At 69.7% G+C, this 23762-nt stretch carries 15 protein-coding genes and 4 pseudogenes; 9 read left to right on the top strand and 10 right to left on the bottom strand.

Features of this window, described 5'->3' with window-relative positions:
* Positions 1-169: 169 nt before the first annotated feature.
* A complete protein-coding gene (locus ABZY12_RS03555; protein ID WP_356886666.1) occupies positions 170-2605 on the top strand; it encodes a polysaccharide lyase 8 family protein in 2436 nt (811 codons plus the stop codon).
* A gap of 46 nt (positions 2606-2651) precedes the next feature.
* Here the strand turns inward: ABZY12_RS03555 and ABZY12_RS03550 are convergent, their stop codons facing one another.
* The 3 genes from ABZY12_RS03550 to ABZY12_RS03540 form a co-directional block, all read right to left on the bottom strand.
* Complete coding sequence (locus ABZY12_RS03550; protein WP_356886664.1) at positions 2652-4217, bottom strand: hypothetical protein; 1566 nt, start codon at positions 4215-4217, stop codon at positions 2652-2654.
* Positions 4214-6202 (bottom strand): hypothetical protein, encoded by a 1989-nt coding sequence (locus tag ABZY12_RS03545; RefSeq protein ID WP_356886662.1) that lies wholly within the window; start codon positions 6200-6202, stop codon positions 4214-4216. The genes ABZY12_RS03550 and ABZY12_RS03545 overlap by 4 nt, the downstream gene beginning before the upstream one ends.
* Before the next feature lie 242 nt (positions 6203-6444).
* The gene (locus tag ABZY12_RS03540; protein ID WP_356886660.1) at positions 6445-7626 is read right to left on the bottom strand and encodes an aldose epimerase family protein; all 1182 of its coding nucleotides are present in this window, start codon (positions 7624-7626) and stop codon (positions 6445-6447) included.
* Between the two features lie 343 nt (positions 7627-7969).
* Between ABZY12_RS03540 and ABZY12_RS03535 the strand changes: the two genes are divergently transcribed.
* Positions 7970-8875 (top strand): TnsA-like heteromeric transposase endonuclease subunit, encoded by a 906-nt coding sequence (locus ABZY12_RS03535; RefSeq protein WP_356886658.1) that lies wholly within the window; start codon positions 7970-7972, stop codon positions 8873-8875.
* Here ABZY12_RS03535 and ABZY12_RS03530 read toward each other — a convergent pair whose 3' ends face one another.
* The 4 genes and pseudogenes from ABZY12_RS03530 to ABZY12_RS03515 form a co-directional block, all read right to left on the bottom strand.
* Positions 8876-12418 (bottom strand): NB-ARC domain-containing protein, encoded by a 3543-nt coding sequence (locus ABZY12_RS03530; protein WP_356886656.1) that lies wholly within the window; start codon positions 12416-12418, stop codon positions 8876-8878.
* Positions 12415-12855 carry a hypothetical protein gene (locus ABZY12_RS03525; RefSeq protein WP_356886654.1) on the bottom strand — a complete coding sequence of 147 codons (441 nt, stop codon included), beginning with the start codon at positions 12853-12855 and terminating at the stop codon, positions 12415-12417. Before ABZY12_RS03525 ends, ABZY12_RS03530 begins: the two co-directional genes overlap by 4 nt.
* 76 nt (positions 12856-12931) lie before the next feature.
* A pseudogene (locus ABZY12_RS03520) lies at positions 12932-13429 on the bottom strand (IS5 family transposase); the annotation flags it as partial.
* Between the two features lie 24 nt (positions 13430-13453).
* Positions 13454-14261: pseudogene (locus tag ABZY12_RS03515) on the bottom strand (IS5 family transposase).
* Between the two features lie 225 nt (positions 14262-14486).
* Here ABZY12_RS03515 and ABZY12_RS03510 point away from each other — a divergent pair.
* Both ABZY12_RS03510 and ABZY12_RS03505 read left to right on the top strand, forming a co-directional pair.
* Entirely contained in the window at positions 14487-16451 is a 1965-nt protein-coding gene (locus ABZY12_RS03510) for an FG-GAP-like repeat-containing protein (RefSeq protein ID WP_356886652.1), read from the top strand.
* A 199-nt stretch (positions 16452-16650) separates the two neighbouring features.
* Positions 16651-16912, top strand: a pseudogene (locus tag ABZY12_RS03505) (transposase); the annotation flags it as partial.
* Positions 16913-16924: 12 nt separating this feature from the next.
* Here ABZY12_RS03505 and ABZY12_RS03500 read toward each other — a convergent pair.
* A pseudogene (locus tag ABZY12_RS03500) lies at positions 16925-17233 on the bottom strand (transposase); the annotation flags it as partial.
* 544 nt (positions 17234-17777) lie between these two features.
* Here ABZY12_RS03500 and ABZY12_RS03495 point away from each other — a divergent pair.
* Genes ABZY12_RS03495 through ABZY12_RS03475 form a run of 5 tightly spaced genes read left to right on the top strand, consistent with a single transcriptional unit; the run spans position 17778 to position 21995 of the window.
* Positions 17778-19178 carry an ATP-binding protein gene (locus ABZY12_RS03495; RefSeq protein ID WP_356886650.1) on the top strand — a complete coding sequence of 467 codons (1401 nt, stop codon included), beginning with the start codon at positions 17778-17780 and terminating at the stop codon, positions 19176-19178.
* Between the two features lies 1 nt (position 19179).
* Positions 19180-19587, top strand: a complete 408-nt coding sequence (locus tag ABZY12_RS03490; RefSeq protein ID WP_356886648.1) for a roadblock/LC7 domain-containing protein — start codon at positions 19180-19182, stop codon at positions 19585-19587.
* Positions 19584-19949, top strand: coding sequence for a DUF742 domain-containing protein (locus ABZY12_RS03485; RefSeq protein ID WP_356886646.1), 366 nt, complete (start codon positions 19584-19586; stop codon positions 19947-19949). The genes ABZY12_RS03490 and ABZY12_RS03485 overlap by 4 nt, the downstream gene beginning before the upstream one ends.
* A complete protein-coding gene (locus ABZY12_RS03480) occupies positions 19930-20553 on the top strand; it encodes an ATP/GTP-binding protein (RefSeq protein WP_356886644.1) in 624 nt (207 codons plus the stop codon). The genes ABZY12_RS03485 and ABZY12_RS03480 overlap by 20 nt, the downstream gene beginning before the upstream one ends.
* Positions 20550-21995 carry a cytochrome P450 gene (locus ABZY12_RS03475; protein WP_356886642.1) on the top strand — a complete coding sequence of 482 codons (1446 nt, stop codon included), beginning with the start codon at positions 20550-20552 and terminating at the stop codon, positions 21993-21995. Before ABZY12_RS03480 ends, ABZY12_RS03475 begins: the two co-directional genes overlap by 4 nt.
* A 34-nt stretch (positions 21996-22029) precedes the next feature.
* Here ABZY12_RS03475 and ABZY12_RS03470 read toward each other — a convergent pair whose 3' ends face one another.
* Both ABZY12_RS03470 and ABZY12_RS03465 read right to left on the bottom strand, forming a co-directional pair.
* The gene (locus ABZY12_RS03470) at positions 22030-23115 is read right to left on the bottom strand and encodes a hypothetical protein (RefSeq protein WP_356886640.1); all 1086 of its coding nucleotides are present in this window, start codon (positions 23113-23115) and stop codon (positions 22030-22032) included.
* Positions 23116-23260: 145 nt separating this feature from the next.
* The gene (locus tag ABZY12_RS03465; protein WP_356886638.1) at positions 23261-23587 is read right to left on the bottom strand and encodes a hypothetical protein; all 327 of its coding nucleotides are present in this window, start codon (positions 23585-23587) and stop codon (positions 23261-23263) included.
* Between the last annotated feature and the right edge of the window lie 175 nt (positions 23588-23762).

Here is a 23762-nt window from a genome sequence, read left to right as displayed (position 1 = left end):
CGAACAGGACGGGCCCTTCGGGAGGGGCCGTGGAGCGACTCCTTCCGGTCCGCCGCCGACGGCCCCCACCTTCTCCCCTCCCAGGGGTAGCAATCGCTTTCTGTCCTCGGCATGCTGTCCGCCAGAACGCCCACCCCAGGCGCTCGCCCCCCAGGAGGTCAGCCCTGCCATGCACTCTTCCGTCCCCGCCTCCCTGCTGTCCCGACGCGGCTTGCTGCGCGCGGCCCTGGGCGCCGCCGCCGGCGCACCACTCGTGATCCCCGTCATCGCGACACCCGCGTACGCCGCCGACGCCTACGACACGCTTCGGCTGAAGTGGCGGGACCTGCTCCTCGGCACGGGCTTCGACCCGGCCGCCGAGCCCTTCGCCTCGAAACTCGCCGCGCTCGGCGCCACCGCCCGCGATCTGCGCTCCTCCATGGCCCCGGCGAACGGCTCCCTCTGGCCGGACCTGCCCTACGCGGATCCCGAGCCGGACACCGACGCCGAGTCGTACACGTACTCCGGCAACCTCAACACCAGTTACAACCGACTGCGTACCCTCACCGAGGCGTACTGCCAGCCCGGCACGGGCCTCACCGGTGACGCGGCTCTGCGCGCCGACATCCTCGCCGGTCTCGACCATCTCCACGACCAGGCGTACAACGCGGGCCAGGCCCGCTACGGCAATTGGTACAACTGGCAGATCGGCATCCCGCAGGCGCTGCTCGACATCGACGCCCTCCTGTACGAGTTCCTCGGCGCGGCCCGCGTCACCGAGCACTGCGCCGCCGTCGACCACTTCGTGCCGGACAGCGCGGTCGCGAACTACACCGGCACCTCCACCGGCGCCAACCGGGTCGACCTCTGCCGTGTGCTCGCGCTGCGCGGCGTCATCGGCACGTCGGCGGCGAAGCTGGCCCTCGCCCGCGACGCGCTCTCGCCGGTCTTCCCGTACGTCACGTCCGGCGACGGGCTCTACGCCGACGGCAGTTTCATCCAGCACACCTACGTCCCCTACGCGGGCTCGTACGGCGCCGTCATGCTCGGCGGTCTCTCGATGCTGTTCGCGCTGCTGAAGGGCTCGACGTGGGAGGTCACCGACAGCGGCCGGCAGGTCGTGTTCGACTCCGTCGAGAAGGCGTACGCGCCCTTCCTCTTCAACGGCCTGGCCATGGACGCCGTCTCGGGACGGGCGATCAGCCGGGGAGTGCAGAGGTCGGACACCCGGGGCATCCGTCAGAACGACCATCTGCGCGGCCACGCGATCATCGCCTGCGTCGCGCTGCTCTCGCAGAGCGCGTCGACCGCGGAGAAGACCCGCTGGGACGGCATGGTCAAGGGCTGGATCGCCCGCGACCACTACAGCCCGCTGCTCGCCAGTCCCGCTCTCGGCGTCTCCGCGCTCGCCCGCCTCAAGACCGTCGACGACGGTACGGCCACGGCGAGCCCCGAGCCGTCGGGGCACCGTCTCTTCCCCGGCATGGACCGGGCCGTGCACCGCCGGCCAGGCTGGGCGGCCGGCCTGTCCATGGCGTCGAACCGGATCACGTACTACGAGAACGGCAACGGCGAGAACCTGCGTGCCTGGCACAGCGGATCGGGAATGCTCTACTGGTGGGGCGGCGACTTCGCCAACGGGCAGTACAGCGACGACTTCTGGCCGACGGTCGATCCCTACCGGCTGCCCGGCACCACCGCCTCCCGCAAGCCGCTCGCCGACGGCGAGGGTGGCGTCTGGGGCGCGGCCCGGCCCGACGTGCGCTGGGTCGGCGGGACGACCGACGGTACGTACGCGGCCGTCGGGCAGTACCTCAAGGGGCTGTCCTCCACGCTTCTGGCCAAGAAATCGTGGTTCTTCCTGGACGACGCGGTCGTCTGCCTGGGCGCCGGAATCCACGGCCGGGACGGCACGGGCGTGGAATCGGTCGTGGAGAACCGCAACCTCGGGGGTAGCGGGGTCCACGCCTTCACCGTCGACGGCACGGCCCAGCCCACCACCCTCGGCTGGACCGGCACCCTCACCGGCGCTCGGTGGGCGCATCTCGCCGGACACGCGGGGTACGTCTTCCCCGGCGGCGCCACCTCGTTGAAGGCCCTGCGCCAGGCGCGCACCGGCGCCTGGTCGGACATCAACAAGGGCGCCGTGTCCGATCCGGTCACCCGCCGGTACCTCACCCTCTGGTTCGACCACGGGACCGATCCGACGTGGGCCGCGTACTCCTACGTCCTGATGCCGGGCGCGAGCCAGGCGCAGACGGCCGCCCGCGCCGCCGACACGGGCTGGCTCACCGTCCTCGCCAACGCCAACGAGCAGCAGGGCGTACGGGTCCCCGCGCTGGGCTTCACCGGCGTCAACTTCTGGCTCGGCGGCACGGTCGGCGACGTCTCGGCCAGTGCCCCCGCCTCCGTGATGATCCGCGAGACCGGGAGCACGGCGACCGTCTGCGTCTCCGGGCCGCTGCGCGACGGGGCGACGATCGACCTCACGTGGAACCGCCCCGTCCCGGCGGTGGTGACCAAGGACCCGACGGTCCAGGTGCTGGCCACGGGCTCCGCGCTCCGGCTGCGGATCACTCCGGGAACACTCGCCGCCACGCACAAGGCGGTGGTCGGCCTCGGCTGACGGCCTCGCCCCCGCGCCCGTCCGCACGCATCCGCTGCGCGACGGTTCAGCGGCTCGCTGACGCGCCGGCCTCCGTGCGGCTCGCGGTGCAGTCCGCGGGCGTGGGCCGGCCGGTCGGCCAGGCGAGGCCGACGAAGCGGATGCGGCCGGGTGCGTCGGGCGCGAGTTCCACCACGGAGACCGCCTTGTTGTACGGGTTGCCGTAGTTGTCCAGGCAGATCCAGCCGCTGGCCCCGTCGACCTTGCCCATGCCGTGCAGCCGCAGCCAGGCGTCGCGGATGCGGCTGAGGGTGGGGATGACGGGGTCGCCGTCGTCGCGCATCCGGATGGCGGTGATCGCGGTGAGGCCGGCGTCGTAGAACGTGATGGTGCGGGAGTCGGTGAGCTCCACCGGGCCGATGTTCCCGATCTCTTCGCCGGTCGCCAGCTCGGCCAGGGTGCGGAAGGCGGCGGCGGAACCGCCGGTGGCGGGCGCCTTGGGGCCGGTCCAGGCCTCAGGGTGGGCGACGGCGGCGTACTGGAGGGTCACGCCCTTCCGGAAGGCGTCCCAGTCGAGGAGCTTGTCCGAGGAGAGGGTGGATGCGCCGGAGCCGGTGATGACGGTGTACTTCTTCTCCGTGCATCCCCGGTTGCCCAGTTCGTTGACGAACTGCCGTAGCTGGACGGGCCGTCCGGCGAAGTAGATGACCTTGGCGGCGGAGGTGCAGATGGTGTCGACCATCTGGTCGAAGGCGTTGGCGGTGGTGCCCTCCTCGTGGAACTCCTCGGGCGCGCGGTACTGCTCGGGTGCGCGGGGCGACCCGACGGTCCGTTCGGCGAAGGCCCGCTTGAGCGCGTCGACGTAGTTGTCGCCGGTGCGGATGTCCTCGACGACCAGGGTGTGCCGGGGGTCGATGCCCTTGTTGAAGTGGGACAGGGCCTTGGCCTGGTCGGTGGTGGTGGGTACGACCCGGGCGAGGCCCGGGTACGCGTCGGGCCTCTGGGCACTGTTGCCGGAGTCGTCGGCGGTGATGGGACCGCCGACGACGGGAATCCCGCGCTCCCGGGTGAGATGGCCGATGGCGGCCTGGGTGGTGGCGGTGGAGACGTCGAAGCCGATCACCGCCCGGAGGTTGTCGTTCGTGGACTGGGACATGGTGCCGAGCTGCTCGGCGACGGGCCGCCAGTGGGCGTGGCTGCGGCCGGGGTTGGCGAGCAGGAGCCGAATCGCCGGCTTCTTGCTGTTGGACTCGTGGTTGGCCCGGTACTGCGCGAGGTAGGCGCCCTGCACCTGGTGCAGCGTCTTCCGCTGTTCGAAGGCCTGCGCCGGTGCCATCGGCAGCACCACGGCGACGGAGACGTGCGGTTCGTTCTCGATCCGCTCGTTCTCCGCCTTGATCCGCGCGCTGACCTCCTTGAGGTTGGGGGCGAAGACGAAGCTGCCGTCGGTGACGCCGGTGCATTCCCTGGCGCCTTCGGGGCCGCGTTCCTCGATGCCCTTTCCGCAGGCCGGATCCGGTCCGAAGACGACGATGCCGGTCCACACGGCGGCGCCGAGCACGGCCAGGGCGACGACCAGCGCGGCCGCCTTGGTGATCGGCCCGCCGGGGAGTCTTGCGATGAACGACGTCATGACGCGGCGCCTTCCGGGAGGACGGGCAGGTCGGGTGCCTGTGTTCCGGCCCGCAGACAGGCCGGCCAGGCGGCGGACGCGTCGCGGTAGGCGGCGTGCGCGGGCTTGTTGCCGTACAGCGTCTCCAGCGCGATGCGGACGGTGGTCAGCTCGTCCTCGCGCGGGGCGAGGGTGAGCGGGTCGGACAGCCGCCACAGCAGGGGCACCAGGGAGGCGACGGCATCGTGGTGGGGGCCCGGGACATCGCTGCCGCAGGCCGTGCACGACAGGGTGGGGCCCCCGGCCGGGGGTGCGTAGCCCTCGCGCGGATGGGGGGCGGCGCAGATCCGGTTGAGCGTGGTCAGCCACGCGTGGGGCGGGACGACGGTGAACCGGTGGTGCAGGACGCTGACGACCTCCTCGACCCGGCCCAGCGCCAGCGTGTGGTGCAGGTAGGTGTCACCGCGCGGGTCGCACAGGGAGCGCAGGCGCAGCTGGGTGTCGCGCCAGCGCTCGTGGGGGGTGGTGGCGGCCAGCCGGTGCCGCAGCAGCAGATCGAGGGCCCGGTCGCCGTCGAGGCAGGAGCGCTCGCGGTAGTCGTCGGCTTCGCGGACGCGAGCAGCGACCAGTTCCTCGGAGTGGTCCTCGGGGTGGGCGAAGGTCCACAGGGCGCGCCGAGTGCCCGCGTCGACCGCGGCGGACAGCAGCACCAGGCGCTCGCGCATCACGGGATCCGGCAGCAATTTGGCGAGGAGCGCGGGTGCGGCTCCATCGAGGAGTTCCCCGGTGCGTATCGTGCCCGCCTCCTCGACACGGCGCACGGCCGCGTCCGCCAGGGTGCGGGCGCTCGCCGCACGGCCACCGCAGTAACGGGCGACGACGCGGGGCAGATGGTCGGGGTAGTCGACGGGGCTGAGCATCTCCGAGATGTCGGCCGGTTCGATGGCGGGGATGCTCAGCACCAGGGGCCGGTCCCGCGGCGCGGCGTCGCCACCGACCTCGCTCAGCGGTGGGTGCCCGTGTCCCGTCCCGAGCAGGGTGGCGAGAACGGCCGGCCGCGTCGGGGCCCTGCCCGGTGCACCGTGTCCGGCGTCGAGCAGGTCGAGAAGGGCGCTGCCGACGTCGGCGTGGGCGTTGTCGAGGAGGAGCAGCGGTCTGGGTTTCTTGTCGAGCCGGCGCAGTCTGCCGTAGTTGCCGTCGATGTCGTCGAGGAGCGCGGCGACGAGATGTTCCTCGGCGGTGCGTCTGCGGTCGTCGAGCCTGCGGAAGACTCGGACGAACTGGAAGAGCCGCTGCAGCGAGTCGCCCTGGTAGCCCTGCGAGCGGTGCAGCCGGCCGCCCCACCAGGCGAGCGCGCCCTTGTCCGGTTCGCTCCTGACGAGCTGCGCCCGGGCGGTGTCGAGGACGATCCCGGCGATGGAGTCGAGGCCGGGGACGGCGGACAGGACCTGCGGAAGGTTGCTCGTGACGACGTCGAACCAACGGCCGAGGCTCTCCTTGCGGCGGCGTACGTCGGGGTCGTCGGCGGTGATGAGGGTACGCAGATCGGCCTCCGCCCGGCGCAGGTCGGGCGGCCGCACATCGGTCTCGTCGCTGTTCAGCGGGCGCCAGGCGGTGACGACGAGGAGGCCGAGCGACAGCCGCGGGAAGGCCATCGGCCTGCCGAAGTGCCGTACGTCGAGCCCTAGTTTGTAGGCGAGCAGATACAGGAGGTGGGTGATGCGGGAGGCGTTGGGGACGTCGGTGTCGCCGTCGGCGACACCGGGCTCGCCGAATCCCGGAGCCCCGAGATCGACCCGCGCGAGCGGCACCCGCCCGTTGTACGCGTCATGGACGGCGCCCAGCAGGGCGGTCTTGCCGCTCCCGCGTCCACCGACGATCCGCACCACGGGCGCGCCCTTGGGGTAGGCGAGGGGGACGTGATACCCGTCCTGGTGGTGCAGCCCCACCAGCCGGGGGACGAAGCTCTCCTGCAGGGCCTGCTGACCGTAGAGTCTCCCGCCCATGGCGCTCCCCCGCCTTCCCCTGCCAGCCGCGCATCATGAGATCAACTCGTCGTGCACAGAGGGAACTTACCTGACGGACGCCTGCAAGGCAGAGGGTTGTGGACGAACGGCGTCCCGGTGCCGTGCCCTCTCGGTCACCGTCGCGCCGGACTGCCTCCATGTTCCGTTCCGGCTCGGCGACTCCCGGGTGGTCGAGGCCCCCGCTTCGGTTGCCGTCCACCACCCAGGGGTCGCCGTCGTCGTCAGCGGGCGGTGAAGGAGTGCACGGTCGTCGAGCGGTAGGTCTGTCCGGGGCGTAGCACCGTCGACGGGAAGGACGGGTGGTTGGGTGAGTCGGGGAAGTGCTGTGTCTCCAGGCAGAGGCCGTCGCTCTGGCGGTAGACCGTGCCGGAGGTGCCCGCCAGGGTGCCGTCGAGGAAGTTGCCGCTGTAGAACTGGACGCCCGGCTCCGTGGTCGCGATCTTCATGACGCGGCCGGTGACCGGTTCCGCCAGGGTGACCGCGTGCTGCGGGGTGCCGGTGAGGCCCTTGTCGAGGACGAAGTTGTGGTCGTAGCCGTTGCCGGCGAGGACCTGCGGGTGGGCTTCGCGGATGTCCCGGCCGATGGGCTTGGCCGTGCGGAAGTCGAACGGGGTGTGGGCCACCTTGGCGAGTTCGCCGGTCGGGATGAGGGTGGAGTCGACCGGGGTGTAGCGGGACGCGGCGATCCTCAGGGTGTGGTCGAGGATGCCGCCATCGCCCTCCCCCGCCAGGTTGAAGTACGTGTGGTTGGTCAGGTTCACGACGGTGGCCCTGTCCGTCGTGGCCTCGTACTGGATGCGGAAGTCGCCGCGCGGTGTGAGGACGTAGTCGACCCGGACCCGCAGCGTGCCGGGGTACCCCATGTCGCCGTCCGCGCTGACGTGGCGCAGCGTGAGACCGGTGTCGGGCCCTTCGGCGTACGGCTCGACGTTCCACACCCTCTTGTCGAAGCCTTTGTCCCCGCCGTGCAGGCTGTTCGGGCCGTCGTTGCGGGGCAGGTGGTGCTCGGTGCCGTCGAGGGTGAAGGTGCCGCCCGCGATGCGATTGCCGTAGCGGCCGATGATCGCGCCGAAGTACGGGCTGTGGGAGACGTAGTCCTCGAGCCGTTCGAAGCCCAGTGACACGTTCGCGTACCGCCCGTGCCGGTCGGGGACTTCGAGGGACTGGACGATGCCGCCGTAGGACAGCACGCGCAGCCGGGTGCCCCCCGCGGCCACGGTCCAGCGGTCCACGCGGGTGCCGTCGGCCAGGGTTCCGAAGCGCTCCCTCACCGGGCCTCCGCCCCCGCCGCCCGCGCCGTCGTAGCGGTTCGCTGCGACGGCCTGGCCGCTCCCGGCGGCGGTCGCCGCCGCTGCCATGGCGGCGGTGCCCGCCGCCATCACCGTACGTCTGCTGAGGGTCATGTCGTCACAGCTCCTCGATCTCTGATGTTCGATATTTCGTCATGCGTTCGAAATGGTGGCGCGACCGTAATGACGTGACGCGCGCCGTGTCAACGGTTCGCGCACGGCTCATTTCCGTCCGCCGTCCGGGTGTTGACGTGACGTCTCCGGTGTCGCCATCCCTCGAACGTCGCCGAAGACAGCCGTGGCGCGCCGATGTCCCTTGTCATCCAGTCGAGTCGTTTGACAGCGAACCCAGCCGTTTCGGCTTCTCTGACAGCAAACCCAGTCGTGAGGAGTGAGCACGCTGGGGTGGTGTGTGGCCGTACCGGCTGGGACGGCCGAGGCCGTGCCGTAGGTCGAGGTGTCGTGCGTGGACGCTGCAGGCAATCGTCGTCGGCGTCCCCTGCCGGACTGCGCGACGGCCAGGTTCGAGGATGTGGTTCCGGTACGGCCGTTTCGGTGGTCGCCGGGTTCGCGCCATTTCCCGGGCTGGTACTGGTCGACGACGACCGGGCAGCACGTCGGCTTCGAGTCGTGGCTGGAGCGGGACCATCTCGCGCTCATGGAGTTCGATCCCGCCGCGATGCGAATCGCCTCCCAGCCGTTCTGGCCGCACTGGCACGACGGTTCGCGGGAGCGCCGGCATGCCCCGGACTTCTTCGTGCGCCGCGCGGATGGCTCGGCCGTGGTCGTCGACGTCCGCCCCGACGATTGGATCGCGCCGCGCGATGCCGAATCGTTCGAAGTGACGCGCCTGGCCCGCAAAGCGGCCGGGTGGGGCATCGCGGGTGGGAGTGCCGGAGGCAGTGCTACTGGCGAACGTGCGGTGGCTGTCGCGCTACCGTCACCCCCGCTGCCGACAGGCTCCGGTCGATGCCCGGCTGATGGAGGTCTTCTCGCAGCCGGGACCGCTGGTGCCCGGGGCCGATGCGGCTGGCGACCGTCTCGCGGCGCTGCCCGTGTTGTTCCACCTGTTGTGGAGGCAGGAATTGTCCGCCCGAGGGGATGGCGGTCGATCTGCTGGGGCCGCGCACGGTCGTGCGCCTGGCTGGTGGGGTGCCGGATGAGGGAGGAGGGGCGACGGGTTCCGCCGACTGCCCGGATTGCAGAGTTCCCCAATAGGGCCGCCCACCAGGCCCGTTGGTGGGAGAGTCACATTCTGGAGGTGCTGCACGGGCTGCCGCCGGATGCTCCCCAAGGGACCCTGACCAGCCCGAGTCCTGCGTGCGGGCCGCGATCCATTGCGTCGCAGACCTCGAAGGCGTGATCACCCGTCGGGATGACCGCAGTGGAACTCGTAGACGTACACGCCCCGTGTACCGCCGACGACGACGCCGAGACCGTCGGGAGTCCAGGCGCAGGCGTACAAGATCCCGTCAGTGCGCATCATGGTGACCGCTCGTCCCGACCTCGGGTCCCAGACCCGCACCGTGCCGTCGTCGCTGGCGGTGGCGAGCCAGGCGCCGTCCGGTGAGACCGCCACCCTGGTGACCCGGCCGGTGTGTCCGATGAGGCGGGCGATCTCCTGGCCAGTGCCCCGGTCCCAGATCCATACCGTCGCGTTGTAGCCGCCCGTGGTGGCGAACCACGTGCCGTCCGGCGCGACCGCCGCGACCTCCACCAAGCCGGCGTGTCCCGTGACGCGAACGATCTCCCGGCCGGTGGGTTGGTCCCAGACCCGCACTGTACCGCTGTCGCTGATGGTGGCGAGCCAGGTGCCGTCCGGCGCGATCGTCACCCGGCCCGGGTAGCGGGTGGCGCCAGGGAACCGGGCGGTCTCCCGGCCGGTGGCCCGGTCCCAGATCCGCACCGTCCCGTCCATGCCTGTGGTGGCGAGCCAGGTGCCGTCCGGCGCGATCGTCACCCCGGACGCCTGATCGGTGTGGCCGTTGAGACGGTTGATCTCCTCGCCAGTGGCCGAGTCCCAGATCTGCACCGTCCCGTCCGTACCGGTGGTGGCGAGCCAGGTACCGTCGGGTGCGATCGCCGCCCCGTTCACCAGTCTGTCGTGCCCGGTGAGACGGTTGATCTCCTCGCCATTAGCCGAGTCCCAGATCTGCACCTTGTTGCCGCGGATGGTGACGAGCCGGGTACCGTCCCGTGCGATCGCCCCCACCTTCACCCACGGTTCAGTGAGGCACGCGGTCTCACGGTCGGCGCCCCAGTCCCAGATCCGCACGTTGCCGTCGTAGCCGACGCCGGCGAGCCAGGTGCCCTTGGGTGCGACCATCACTGTTGTCACCGGAAGGGAGTGTCCGGTGCGGGGCGCGGGGCCCTGACCGGCGCCCGAGTCCCAGATCTGCCCTGTATTGCCGCCGGTGGTGACGAGCCAGGCGCCGTCCGGCGCGATCGCCACCGAGTTCACCGAGAAGGAGGGGCCGGCGAGGGAGGCGGTCTCCTGTCCAGTGGCCCGATCCCAGATTTTCAGTGTGTTGCCGCCGGTGGTGGCGAACCAGGTCCCGTCCGACGCTACCGCAGTCCCGAGCCCCACGTAGGTGTGGCCAGTCAGACAGGCGGTCTCCTGACCGGTCGCCAAGTCCCAGACCCGCACCGTCCTGTCGTCTCCGGCGGTGGCGAGCCACGTGCCGTCCGGCGCGACCGCCAGCCCTCTCACCGGGCCTTTGTGGCCGGAGAGGCAGGCGGTCACCTGGCCGGTGACGGGATCCCAGATCTGCACGCTCCCATCGGCGCTGGTTGTGACGAGCCGAGTGGAATCGGGGGTGATGACCACTCGATAGACCAGGCCGCTGTGTCCGGTGACACGGGCGGTCTCCCGGCCGGTCGCCGGATCCCAGATGCGTACCGTGCCGTCGTCGCAGGCGCTGGCGAGCCACAAGCCGTTTGGCGCTACCTCCACATTGTGCACCGGCCTGGAGTGACCGGTGAAGCGGCTGATCTCCTGGCCGGTGGCCCGCTCCCATATCCGCACCGTCTTGTCGTCGCCGGCGCTCGCGAGCCATGTGCCGTCCGGTGCGATCGCCACCCACCTCACCTTGTCGGTATGGCCGGTGAGGCAAGCGGTCTCCCGCCCGCTGACCGAGTCCCAGATCCGCACCGTCTTGTCCTCGCTGGCGGTGGCGAGCCACGTGCCGTCCGGCGCGACAGCCGTGCAGTGCACCGTACCGGTGTGGCCGGTGAGAGTGCGGAGGAGAGCCGGATGAGGCAAGTCGGGTGGTGTCCAGTGGTTACGGAGAGCGGGGTGGGGCCATCGGCTCTCACGGGCGACGACTTGATCGCGCCAAGCGGGGAGCGGTTGGAGTCGACTGTGCAGGACCGTGGTCAGTGCATGGGCCGGCTCGGTCGCTCCGAGGAGGTGCGCAACGCTGGAGAGTTCACGTGCTCGCTGTGCGGCCGTGGGCGTGGGGATCTGGGCGCAGTCCGTCCAGGGTGCGGTCGGGCCCCGGTGGTGCAGGCGGGTTTCGATCCAGCGCAGGTCGCAGGCGAGGGCTTCGGCCGGTGCGGTGCGGTGTGCGGCCAGGAGATGGGTGATGGCGTGGTCGAGCAGGTAGGGGTCGGTCAGTTCCCACCATGCGGCAGGGGGGCGCGGCGCGGTCGGGGTGAGGGGGGCGGCCGGGGGCAGGCCGGCCTGGACTGCGTCCACCAGCGCGGCATGGTGTTCGGTGAGGCGATCGGGGCCGAGCTCGGCGCGCAGGTAGTCGCGGATGACATCGTGCAGGCTCAGGTACCCTCCGTCCGCGTCATCCACAGTGAGCAGGGACAGGTCGTTCAGGTCCGCGCACAGATCCCGCGTCTGCCACTCGTCGAGGTTTCCTGTGGCGCGCCACAGCGTGGCTACAACGGGGATGGGCGCGGCCTCGCCATGAGCGAAGATCCCCAGTTCGGCGAACCGCGCCTGGCTGTCGGCGCACAGGTCCGCGATCGAGGCTTCGACAGTCGCCCGTACTGTCGTTGCGCGCTGCTTGGGGTCGCCGAGGTCGGGTACGGCAGTGGGCTTGTCCACCGCGGCCGGTCCTCGCTCCCGCAAGCTCCCCAGCAGATCCGCGGCGGCGGAGGCGGCGTCGGCTCCCGTCCTGACCCTCCGGTTGATCAGCCGGTTGGCCAGGCGCAGCAGCAAGGGCCACCCGCCGGTGACCTGCACCAGGTCCTTGGTCACCTCTTCAGGCAGGCTGGGCAGTTCACAGGTCAGCACCTGCAGAGCCTGGTCCTGGGACATCGCGTCGACCCGCACTGTCTTCGCGCCGGGCGGGAGGATCGCGGGGATGCGCGTGGTGACCAGTCGCACACAGCCGTCGCCGCCCGCGAGAAGGGGGTCGAGCTGCTCCTGCGTCCAAACGTCGTCAAAGATCAGCAAGGTGGGCTGGTCGGGGCGCTGGTCCAGGAGCTGACCAAGGTACTCGCCCGCCCTGTCCGGGCTGTCGAAGGATACGTCCCTGCCCGTGATGGCGAGTGTGACATCGTGCACCAGCCCGGTGACGGCTTGCGGGCTGTCCACGTCACGGCCGACGACGAAGAAGTACACGCCTCCCCGGAAGTGCTGCCGCACCCGGGGGCTGGCGCGCACGATCTGGGCAAGCGTCGTCTTCCCGAAACCGCCCGCGCCCTCCAGCGCCGTCGTGATTCCCACCGGCCCGCCGGCGGGTGAGCACACGGTGGAGATGACTTGATCGACCTCATCGCGATCGACCACCCACCACCCGGGCACCTCCGGGGCGGCCGGCTGCGGAGGGGGTGGCTGGGTGGCGTGAAAGTGGAAGGTGTTGGTCTGCTGGTTGTGGTCGCCGATCTGCAGGGCGGCATGGCCATTGAAGGTGTTGTCGAAGAAGCCGCCCCCGCCCGGCCTCGTGGTCACGCACCGTTCCCGAAGCGGTTGTCCTGCCGGTTACCGTTGCCGACCTGCATGATGGTGGGACCGTTGAACGTGTTGCCCGACACCTCACCCCCGCCGGACCGCCCGGATGGAATGTACTCGGCGACCAACGCGCGCAGTGCGGCGACCACCGAGTCGCGCTCCGCCGCGTCAACACTCTCCATCAGGCCCTCGAACCGGCCTTGCCACAGAACCCCTTGATGGAACCGCACCTGTTCGGCATTCCCGCCGTCGGCCGCGCTCACAGCAGCGGCCGTCCCGTCAAGGCGCTCCAGTGCAGCGCTCGCTCGCTGGTCGTCACCGCGACCGAACAACCTGGCCATCGCCTGCCGGAGACCGGTCCACGCCTCTGTGCCCGCCGCCTGCACCACAGCGGTTCCACCCGCCGCCGCCAGAGCCGTCATCGCCTCGTCTAACAACGCCCACACCTCCCGTCGCATTTCGTCGCGCAGATCGTACGCCGCCGACTGCCGACGCGCTCTGCGCTCAGAACTCCTAACGGAATGAACCGGTCACCCGCTTGGCGTGCGTCTGAGTGAGTAGATCATTACTCTGCATAGGTGCTGTCCTATGACGAGTTGACCCCGCAGGAGCTTCGCGAATGTCGTCGCGAATTTCCCAGCGGATGCGTAGGCGGCGGAACCAGTGGAGGTGGGCGAACGTGCGCTCCACGACCCAGCGTTGGGTGCCCAGGCCGGAGCCGTGCTCCGTGCCGCGGCGGGCTATCAGTGGTTTCACGCCGAGGTCCCGGACGAGTCGGCGGTACTTGTCGTAGTCGTAGCCGCGGTCGCCCAGCACCACGTTCGGGTGGCGCCGGGGCCGGCCTTGCTTGCCGCGCACCGGCGGCACAGCCTGGAGGAGCGGGATCAGCTGGGTAACGTCGTTGCGGTTGCCGCCGGTCAGGGCAGCAGCGAGCGGGACGCCATTGGCGTCGGTGATCAGGTGATGCTTGCTGCCCGTCCTGCCCCGATCAACAGGGCTTCGTCCGGTCTTGACTCCCCCTATTGAGACGTCATCTCATTTGGTGAGTCTGCGGTAGCAGATGAGGGTGCAGGCGATGCTGGTGAAGGCGAGGAGGTGCTCGGCTTTGCGTTCGTAGCGTCGGCGAAGGCGTCGGCAGCCGGCGAGCCAGGCCATGGTGCGTTCGATGGTCCATCGGTGTCGTCCCAGCCGCTGTGAGCTCTCGATGCCTTCTGCGGGCGATACGGTGTCGGATGCCTCGGCTGGAGAGCCATTGCCGCAGGTGGCGGTAGTCGTAGCCCTTGTCGGCATGGAGCTTGCCGGGCTTGCGCCGGCGTCGGCCGCGGCGGGAGCGGATCGGCGGTATGCCCTTCACCAGCGGGGTCAGGGACTGGCTGTCGTGCAGGTTGGCTGCCGAGATGCGGACGGACCGGGGGCAGACCGGTCCGCTCGGTGATCAGATGGATCTTCGACCCGTACTTGCCCCGGTCGACAGGATTCGGACCTGTCAGGTCCCCCTGTTCAGAGCCCGCATGTTCACCGAGTCGATCGCACGTCTCGACCAGTCCAGCTCGCCCCGGGAGCCGAGCTCGTCGAGCACCAGGCGGTGCAGCTTGGCCCAGACCCTGGCCTTCGACCACTCGTGAACCGACGATGGGCCGTGGCCCCGGACGGTCCGAACGATGCGGCGGGCAGCTGCTGCCACGTGCACCCGGAGGTCGCCACGAACACGATCGCGGCCAGCGCCTCACGGTCACCATGCCGACGCCGGCCACCACCTTGGGGCCGTGACGGCGCCTTCGGCGCCCCGCTGGAACAGCTCCCACGACTCATCCGGCACCAGCCGTTCAACGATCCCTGCCACGCTCCGCGGGCTCCCGAGCCAATGGAGATGGCTCTGTGGAAGGATCTTGAATGGTCTAATGATCGACGGCTCCGCAGGCGTCGGTCGTCGTCTTCGCCATGGCTGTGGCGAGATGAACGATCCGGCGGGGCGAGGCTCGCTCCCCATGCACCCCCGCCGAGGGGTGCATTTTTTCGTTCGACGGCAAGGGATGTGAAGAGCTGGATGAGGAGACCTTCCATAGCAGTGGGCTCGGCCGTGCTGTGCTTCGCTCTGCTCGGCCTGTCCACGGGCGCCGGTAGCGCGACCGCCGCGCCTGGGCAACCGGCAGGGACGGCCACGGCATTCGACGGCACGGCGGATGCGCCGACCATTGAGGCGGCCGGATCGGGCACCGGTGTCCGGTTGGCCGGCACCGGTGCCCGTCACGACTACAACGGTGACGGCCGCAGCGATCTGGCCGCCTGGTACGACTACGCGGACGGGCACGACGCCGTACGCACCTTCCTCGCGGGCTCGAACGGCGCTTTCGCCGCGCCCGGGGTGGGCTGGGAGACCCCCGCGGGCAACTACTGGGTCGAGAACATGAAGCGCCTCACCGGCGACTTCAACGGGGACGGTGTGGGCGACCTCGCGGCCTTCTACGGTTACGAGGACGGGCGGGTCACCCTGCTGACCTGGCTCGGCCGTGGAGACGGCAGATTCGAGAGTCCTCTCCATTCCTGGACCGCGGCGCCGGGCAACTGGAATTTCGACGCCATGACCGCCCAGGCCGGCGACTTCAACGGGGACGGCCGTGACGACGTCGCCGTCTGGTACGCCTACGGAGACGGCAGCGACAAACTCTTCACGATGCTCGCCCGCCCGGACGGCGGTTTCGGCGCGCACTTCTCCTCCTTCCAGCGGGCCCCTGGGGATGGCTGGTACGTCAACCGCATGAAGTTCGCCACCGGTGACTTCAACGGGGACGGCCGCGACGACCTCGCGGCGCTGTACGGGTACCGGGACGGCAGTGTGAAGCTGATGTACTGGGCCGGGCGGACCGACGGCGGGTTCGCCGAGTCCGTGCACGGCTGGGAGTCCCCGGGCTGGACGTTCCGGCAGGCCAGTCTGCACGCGGGTGACTTCGACGGTGACGGCCGTGACGAACTGGCTGCCTGGTACGACTACGCAGACGGACACGACGCGGTGATCGGCTTCCGTCTCGGCACGGACGGAAAGTTCGGTGCCCGGCGGGACATGTTGATCCTCCCGGCGGGCTCGTACGACCGTTCGCGTATGAAGATCGTCACCGGTGACTTCAACGGGGACGGCCGCGACGACCTGGCCACTCTCTACGGCTACGCCGACGGACGGGTGAAGACGATCACCTTCACCGCCAAGACCGACGGTGACCTCAACAGTCCCCTGCACAGCTGGGAGTCCGAGCCCGGCAACTGGACCTTCGGCCAGGTCCACATGATGGAGGGGTACACCAGCCCCACCCTGCTGCCCTACTGTCCCGCGGTGTTCGGGCACGGCGGGTGGCCCCAGGAGGAGGGAGGCTGGGCAGAAGACCAGATCCGTGCAGCGAACCACCCCAGGGGCCTCGCCCAGGAGAAGAGCTGGGGCGCGGCCGGGGTGGAGGCCGATCTGCGGCTGACCAAGAACGGCACCAAGGCCGTGATGTGGCACAACAGAACCACGTTCGGGCTGACCGGATCGTCCGATTCCATCTCGGAGCTGACGTGGGCGAGCGGGCCGAACCCGCTCGATGGACGCACCATCACGCGCGGCCCTTACACGGGTGAGACCGTGTACACGTTCCGGGAGTGGCTCGACAGTGCCAAGGCCCTCGGCATGGTCGTGCTGGTGGAGGTGAAGCCGGAAACGAAGGAGTCTCTTCTCAGCAGCGACTCGTCGATCCGGGAGACGGCCTGGAACGAGGTGCTCGCACCGATCGCGGAGCGCATCGCGTCACAGGAGATCATGATCTATACGTCGGACGCGCAGCTGGATCCGGTGCTCCAGAGCCGGGTCAGGGCCGCAGGGCTCTCCGCGGCCCTCACCGGCCTCCCCGACTGGTACGACGTCGTCGACTGGCAGGAGCCGCCCCCGCCGGCCTCCGGCAACTACGCCTCCTGGCAGCGGGCGCTGGACGCCGATGCGACCCGTCTGGCCACCTCGTGGACGCCGGGCCTCACCGACTGGATGGACGGACGCTGCGTCTGACGTTCGCACCGGGCCGCGGGGGAGGCGATGAAGTTCGCCTCCCCCGCGGCCCGGTGCTTTCCGCATGCCCGCTCCACAGCCGGAGAGACTCTGTCTGCCGTCTCGGCAAGACGCCTCGACTGCACAGGCACTGCGATGGCGTCCCACTAGCCATCTCAATTGGCTCGGTAGCCTGTGGAGCGTGGCAGGGATCGTTGAACGGCTCCATGCCGACAAGGGCTACGACTACCGCCACCTGCGGCAATGGCTCTCCAGCCGAGGCATCCGACACCGTATCGCCCGCAGAAGGCATCGAGAGCTCACAGCGGCTGGGACGACACCGATGGACCATGGAACGCACCATGGCCTGGCTCGCCGGCTGCCGACGCCTTCGCCGACGCTACGAACGCAAAGCCGAGCACCTCCTCGCCTTCACCAGCATCGCCTGCACCCTCATCTGCTACCGCAGACTCACCAAATGAGATGACGTCTAACGCCCGGATGTGGGAGCCGTCCACCGCAGCACGGGAAAAGTCCAGGGCGTTCGCCCCGCGGAGCTTGGCAAGGAGGACCTCATGCAGCCGAGGCCACACCCCGGCCTTGGTCCACTCGGCCAGGCGGCGCCAGCACGTCATGCCCGAGCCGAAGCCAAGTTCCTGCGGCAGCTGCTCCCAGGCGATCCCGGTGTGCAGCACGAACAGGATGCCCTGGAACACCAGCCGGTCAGGATGCCGCTTGCGCCCCGGATGCCGCATCCGACGCTCAACCTTGGGCAACAGCGGCTCATCCACCCAGTGGGCCACAGACTCGGTATGGCGACCCGACGCTGCCCGACTGCCGTCATCGCCAACGGACAGCCGAGGTGTTTGCCGCTGGTGTGGCCGGCCTCGGGACGATGAGCAGACGCCACGATGTGATCGATTCATAGCATTTAAGGTGCGGCGATTGATCGCTTTATGGGCCCGGATTGTTCAGTGGAGGCCGCCCTTTCAGCAAAGTCACACGGCGAACCCGAACTGACTATGCTCCCCACATGTGTTGCGCCGCGCTCACAGCGAGTCATGGACGCTGTGAGCGCGCGGACGGCACGTGGCTGCGGAGGGAAGCGACCATCGGCGCGACCCCGAAGCAACCCGTCGGGGGCCTCTTCGGAGCACGTTTTCGCCCGAGAAAAGCCCGACCCGTTTTCTGTCGGCGCATCGCATCACCTCAGTCCGTTCATTCCAGACTGTTTAAGGGACCTCCTTGATGGTTCGTGCAGGTTCGACTTCCAGAGCCCGGCCGCCCGCGGTCGCTCCGGTATGGCTCATTTCTCCAGGAGTTCTGGCCGGAGCCCTCGCGATAGCGTTGCTCTTCTCCCCTGCACAGATACGGACACCGGTTGCCTGGTGCGGCCTCGCCGCGGTCGTCCTGACGGTCATCACCTCGGTCGCGACCGCACGCTGGACGCGGTCGGCGGACGCGGCCCGCCGCGCGCGGGCCAGTGCCGAGGCACAGGAGGACTACGCGCGACGCGAGGCCGCGCTGATGGATCGCTTGTCCGATCAGCGAGCCACCACCGTATGGCTCGCCGAAGAGCTGCTCCCCGCGGCTGTCGCCCGTCTGCACAAAGGCGACGCCGCCTCGGAGATCCTGCGCTCCATCACCTTCGGGAAACACCTCGACGACGAGTTCACCGAAGCGCTCCGCTCGGCTCTGCGGACGGTCCTGGAAGCCGTGGAGACCGAAGAGCAGACACGCGACTCCTCGCAGCGGGCACTCGTGGCGATCGCGCGCAGGGTCCAGGCGATCGTGCATCAACTCGCCAAAGACCTCCACACCATGCAGATCGTCCACGGTACGGATCTCGTGGTCTCCCGCGGCCTGCAGGACATCGACCACCGCAACGCCCTGATCGGCCGCCTCGCGGCCAGCATCGCCGTCCTGGGCGACGCCCGGCCCGGCCGGCAGTGGTCGAAGGCGATTCCGCTCTACGACGTCCTGCGGGGGGCCATGTCACGCATCGTGGACTATCCCCGCGTGAAGCTGCAGGCGGTGACAGAAGTGGCGGTGGTCGGCCCGGGGGCCGAGCCGCTGATCCACCTTCTCGCCGAACTGCTCGACAACGCCACGACGTTCTCACCGCCGCAGACTCCGGTGGAGGTGACCGCGAGCGAGGTGCCCTCCGGCATCGCGATCGAGATCGAGGACCGCGGGGTGGGACTCACCGAAGAAGTGCGGCAGCGCATCAACCGCGTCATGGCGCAGGCGGCGTCGTCCGGTATCGAGCTGGCGGGTCTCGGCGACGTGACACAGCTCGGCCTGCCGGTCGTCAGCAGGCTGGCCCGCGAGCACGGCTGCGAGGTCGACCTGCGCACCTCCGCGTACGGAGGCGTGCGGGCCGTCGTGCTCGTCCCCCGGCACCTGATCACCACCGTTCCGCAACCGGTCGTGAGAGTCCACGAGCTCGCCCGCAGGCACTCGGGCGGCCCGGCCCTGCCCCGACCGACGCCGCCGAGCCCTGCCGCGACGGATTCCGTCGAGGTCAAGAAGACCGTCAACGGGCTCCCGCAGCGGCGGCGGGAGTCGCCGGTCCCGACACCGGTCGTCCGCACGACCCCCGAGCCCCCCGCCGCTCCGGCCGCCTCCCGGCGAACCACCGGCACACGCCGCCAGCCGGGTCTGATGTGGGAGGCGTTCAACGGCGAGAAGAGATCGGGCGCCGCACCTTCCACTCCACACAGCGAGCCGTCAGATGAGGTTGAGTAACATGCAGCCACTGCCCAACATGGACTGGATGCTCAAGGAGCTCGCGGGCAGCGTCCCGTACGTGCGACACGTGGTCGTCCTGTCGTCGGACGGCCTGTGCATCGGGCAGACGAACACCGAGCCCGACACCGCCGACGCGATCGCCGCGGCCTGCTCCGGTATCCAGAGCCTGGCGAGGGCCATCGCGCAGCGGTTCCCGGACGGCGACGGCTCCACGCGGATGGTCGGGATCGAAGCCGACGGCGGCTACTTCTGCATGATGGCGGCCGGCCCCGGGGCCTATCTCGCGGTGCTGGCCGACGAGGAGGTGGACGCCGGACTGCTGGGCGACCGCATGCGGACGCTGGTGGTCCGGATCGGTCAGCACATGACCAGCCCGCCTCGTGATGACGTCGGGCAGGCGATGTGACATCAGAGAACCATGGCCCATGGGACGAAGGCAGTCCCGTTCCGCTCTTCGTCATCACCGGTGGCCTGGATTCCTCGGCCAGGACGGCCAAGACGTTCAACCTGGTCACGCTCATCGCGGCGCGGTCCGCACCCGAACCCGCGATGCAGCCCGAGCAGGCGGCCATCCTCTCCATGTGCGAGTACCCGCTGTCGGTGGCCGAGGTGTCGGCGTACCTCAGCCTTCCGTTCAGCGTCGTCACGGTGCTGCTCTCCCAACTCGTCGACGACGAGCGGGTGGAGGCGATCGCACCCGTGCCTGTCGCGGCATACCCCGAACGCGGCCTTCTGGAGGCGGTGATCCATGGACTACGTAAGCTCTGAAGCAGGCGTTGCCGGCCCGCGCGGCACCGACATGCCGCTGCCCCACGGCGCCAGGGGAGTCAAGGTCGTGATCGTCGGCGGCTTCGGAGTCGGCAAGACGACCATGGTCGGAGCGGTGAGCGAGATCCCGCCCCTGACCACCGAAGAGACCATGACCCAGGCAGGCGTCGGCATCGACCACAATCCCGGCGCCGAAGGCAAGAAGACCACCACCGTCGCGATGGACTTCGGACGGATCAGCATCAACCAGGAGCTGATCCTCTATCTGTTCGGGACGCCGGGACAGGAGCGCTTCTGGTTCCTGTGGAACGGCATCTTCGAAGGCGCCCTCGGTGCCGTTGTCCTCGTCGACACACGAAGGATCGAAGTCTGTTTCGAGGTCGTCACCCGTCTCGAAGACCGCCGCGTCCCCTTCATCGTGGCCGTCAACGCCTTCCCGGAAGCCCCGCAGTACCCGATTCCAGATCTGCGCACCGCTCTGGCCCTCAGCGAATCCGTGCCCATCGTCACCTGTGACGCACGTGACCGGGCGTCCTGCCGCGACGCCCTGCTCTCGCTGATGGTCTACCTGTGCACCCTCACCGCCGCCCAGGAGCCCGTATGACCGTCCCACCCGCCGAGAACACCGCCACGGAGCCCGGCCTCTCCCCGCCTCCGGGCTGTCCGGCCCACACTGCCCCGGGAGCCGGCGGAGCGACCCGGCTCTACGGCACCGTCGCCGCGACGGACCCCATGGGTCTGTACGAGGAGCTGCGCGCCGCCCACGGTCCGGTGGCGCCCGTCCTGCTCGACGGCGACGTACGCGCCTGGCTCGTCCTGGGGTATCTCGAGAACCGCGATGTGGCCACGCGCTCCACCCAGTTCTCCCGCGACCCCCGGGTCTGGCACGGCTGGACGAGCGGAGAGATCGACCCCGCCACCTCGCCGCTCATGCCGATGATCGGCTGGCGCCCCGACTGCGTGTGCGCGGACGGAGAAGAACACCAGCGTCTGCGCGGTGCGGTCACGGCCGGCCTCAATCAGTTCGACCACCGCGGAATCCGCCGCCACATCATGCGCTTCGCCCACCAGTTGATCGACGGGTTCTGCGAAGACGGCGAGGCCGAACTGGTGAGTCGGTTCACCGAGCACCTGCCCATGCTCACCCTCACCCACCTGCTCGGCATGTCGGAAGAGTCCGGCCCCAAGCTGGTGCACGCCGCCCGTGATCTCTTCAAGGCCACCGAAACGTCGCTCGCCAGCAATGCCTATGTGCTCGAGAGCCTCGAACAGCTCGTCGTCGCCAAGCGCGCCCAGCCGGGGCACGACATCGCATCCGCGCTGATGGCCCATCCCGCCAACCTCACCGACGAGGAGGTGCAGCATCACCTGCGCCTCATCCTGCTCGCCGGCTACGAGACGACCGCCAACCTCATGTCCAACGTCCTCCGCATGGTGGTCACCGACCCCCGGTTCCGCGGTTCGCTGGCCGGCGGCCAGATGACCCTGCCCGAAGCCGTGGAGCAGGTTCTCTGGGACGAGCCACCGCTGATGGTGTGCCCGGGCCGCTGGGCCAACGGGGACACCACCCTGGGTGGACAGCAGATCAAGGCGGGAGACATGCTCCTGCTCGGCCTGGCCGCCGGAAACGTCGACCAGGTGATCCGCCCGGAGCCCTCGACACCCGTGCACCACAACCGCGCGCACCTGTCCTTCAGCGCCGGCATCCACGAATGCCCCGGCCAGGACATCGGCCGCATCATCGCCGACGCCGGCATCGACATCCTGCTCACCCGGCTTCCCGACATCGCCCTGGCCGTCCCCGAGGACGATCTCACCTGGCGCTCCTCCACCTGGGCACGGCATCTGACGGCGCTGCCCGTCCACTTCGCCCCCCGGTCGCCCCAGGCCCCGGACATTCCGGCACCGCTGCCGGCCCCGCCCACCCGGGGCGGCGGGACGCCTCCCGCACCGCCGCGGCCGACGACCGATCCCGAGTCCCCACGCACACCCGAACCCCGTGCCTCGTGGCGGGCGCGCGTCAGACGCCTCTTGCGGAGGCGGTAGGCGTTCCCGGTCGTACGCGGGCACGGTGGGCGCCTCATGGCGGCGAGGCGTACCGCTCTCCGGCGAGCGGAGTCGAGAAGGGAGGACGTTGCTCCGGGAACGAGCCGTTCGCCGGGGCGTACCGGGGGGCTCCGGTGTACCAGGCATGGAGGCCGGACAGGAAACCGCAGGCCCCCCGGAGCCACGTCTCCAGTTCGAGGCGCTCACCGGCGTGCAGACCGGCTCGCTCGACGAGCAGGGGCAGTTCGCTCCGCCGGAGATGCTCGAAGTGACGCAGGCGCGCGTTCACCAGATCAACGGCCGCAGACACCGCCTCATGGAGGGTGATGCCGAGGGACGCGCCGAGGACGACGACGAGGTTGTTGACGTCGCGTTCCTCATGGACCTCCCGCTCGTAGGAGGCGATGTCGTTGGCGAGCCCCATGTAGTCCATGAAGGCGTCGAGCAGGGCGCGGACGGTCCGGCTGTGGCGGATCCGCTCGGGGATCCGCCCGCCGGTGGCAAGCTCGACGGAGTAGGGGGCCGTGTAGGCCGCGAAACTTTCCCGACGGAACTGGGCGTACTCGATCACGTCCGGAACACGGCCGGCACGGCTGTTGGCCAGCTCCTGCACTCCCGCATCGATGTAGCTCGCCAGAGCGCGGTTCAACTCCAGTCGCCAATGCGCCAGTTCCGCAGGGAAGAGGTGTTGCTGGAGGGCCGCCATCCCCCGCTCCACCGCGTTCCGCGGTTCGGGTAACCGTGCGTCGGCCTCCGGCGGCAGGAAGGCGTGAAGCCGGGAGGTGAAGGACATCGCGCCGGCGAGGTCGTCCGTCCTCTTGAATGCGGAGGCGAAGTAGTCGTCCCAGGCCAGAGCCCAGACGTTGAACCGGTGGTTGAGCAGCAGGGCGGTGCGTGACGCGTCGGGAAGAGTCCAGGCTGTCAGCCGGTCGACGGTCATGGCATGGAACCTGGACCGACTCCATATGGCACGGCCGGTCGGAGGCGCTTGGTCGCTGTCCAGCATGCCCATCTCCCGCGCCCACGTCTCGGCCGCCTCGTGCAGGGTCGGCAGATACGGGTTGGTCCGTACGGGATAGGGCATCCAGAGATCGGGGAGTGTGACGGCATGCGCTGTCATAGGAATCAGCCCTTCCTTCTCTTGGAATCTTGGTCCGGCGTCGGTGTGCGGACCATAGTCGCGAGCGGTACCACCCGTGGGAAGGAAACCCGCTCCCTCTCGCTCTCACCTGGGGAGCCCGGCACGCCGGAGTGCCGACACCCTTTCAGGGCCTTCGCTCGCGGTTCTTGCGATAGAGGGCGATGGCCTGCTCTGTCGGGTGGTTGGGTACGGCGACGGATTCACCGGTCTCCTTCGATACCACGATCTTGGCTCCGCCGGGCGGAGCGGGCTTGTGCCCGCCCGACGCGTCGGCGCGGGACGGAAACGTGGCGTACACCAGGTAGCCGATGTCGAACTCGTGGACGTTCAGTTCGAGCGGCGTGCCGTCGGGGAGCTTGGGCTGGGCGTAGCGGCTGCGGACGATGTCGACGGCCTGGTCGGGGGTGGCGGGCGGGCCTTGCGGTGCCGGGGCGGGGGTGTCGGTGGCCATGGCTCCCTCTCCGGGTCCTGGGGTGATGACGTACGGGCGCGCATCAGTGACAGCCAACCCGACGGACGGAACCGGATCAACTAACCGCCATCAGGCTCCCTTTGTCGTAGGGCGGGTGGGGAACCGGCCCGCGCCTTGTTCGATCGGTGCGGCGCCGGTACCCGACCCGGACGGT

The sequence above is a fragment of the Streptomyces sp. NPDC006551 genome (assembly GCF_040611675.1).
Classification (GTDB): Bacteria; Actinomycetota; Actinomycetes; order Streptomycetales; family Streptomycetaceae; genus Streptomyces.
The sequence above is the reverse complement of the archived record's forward strand: the minus strand, read 5'-3'. Positions and strand labels throughout refer to the sequence as shown.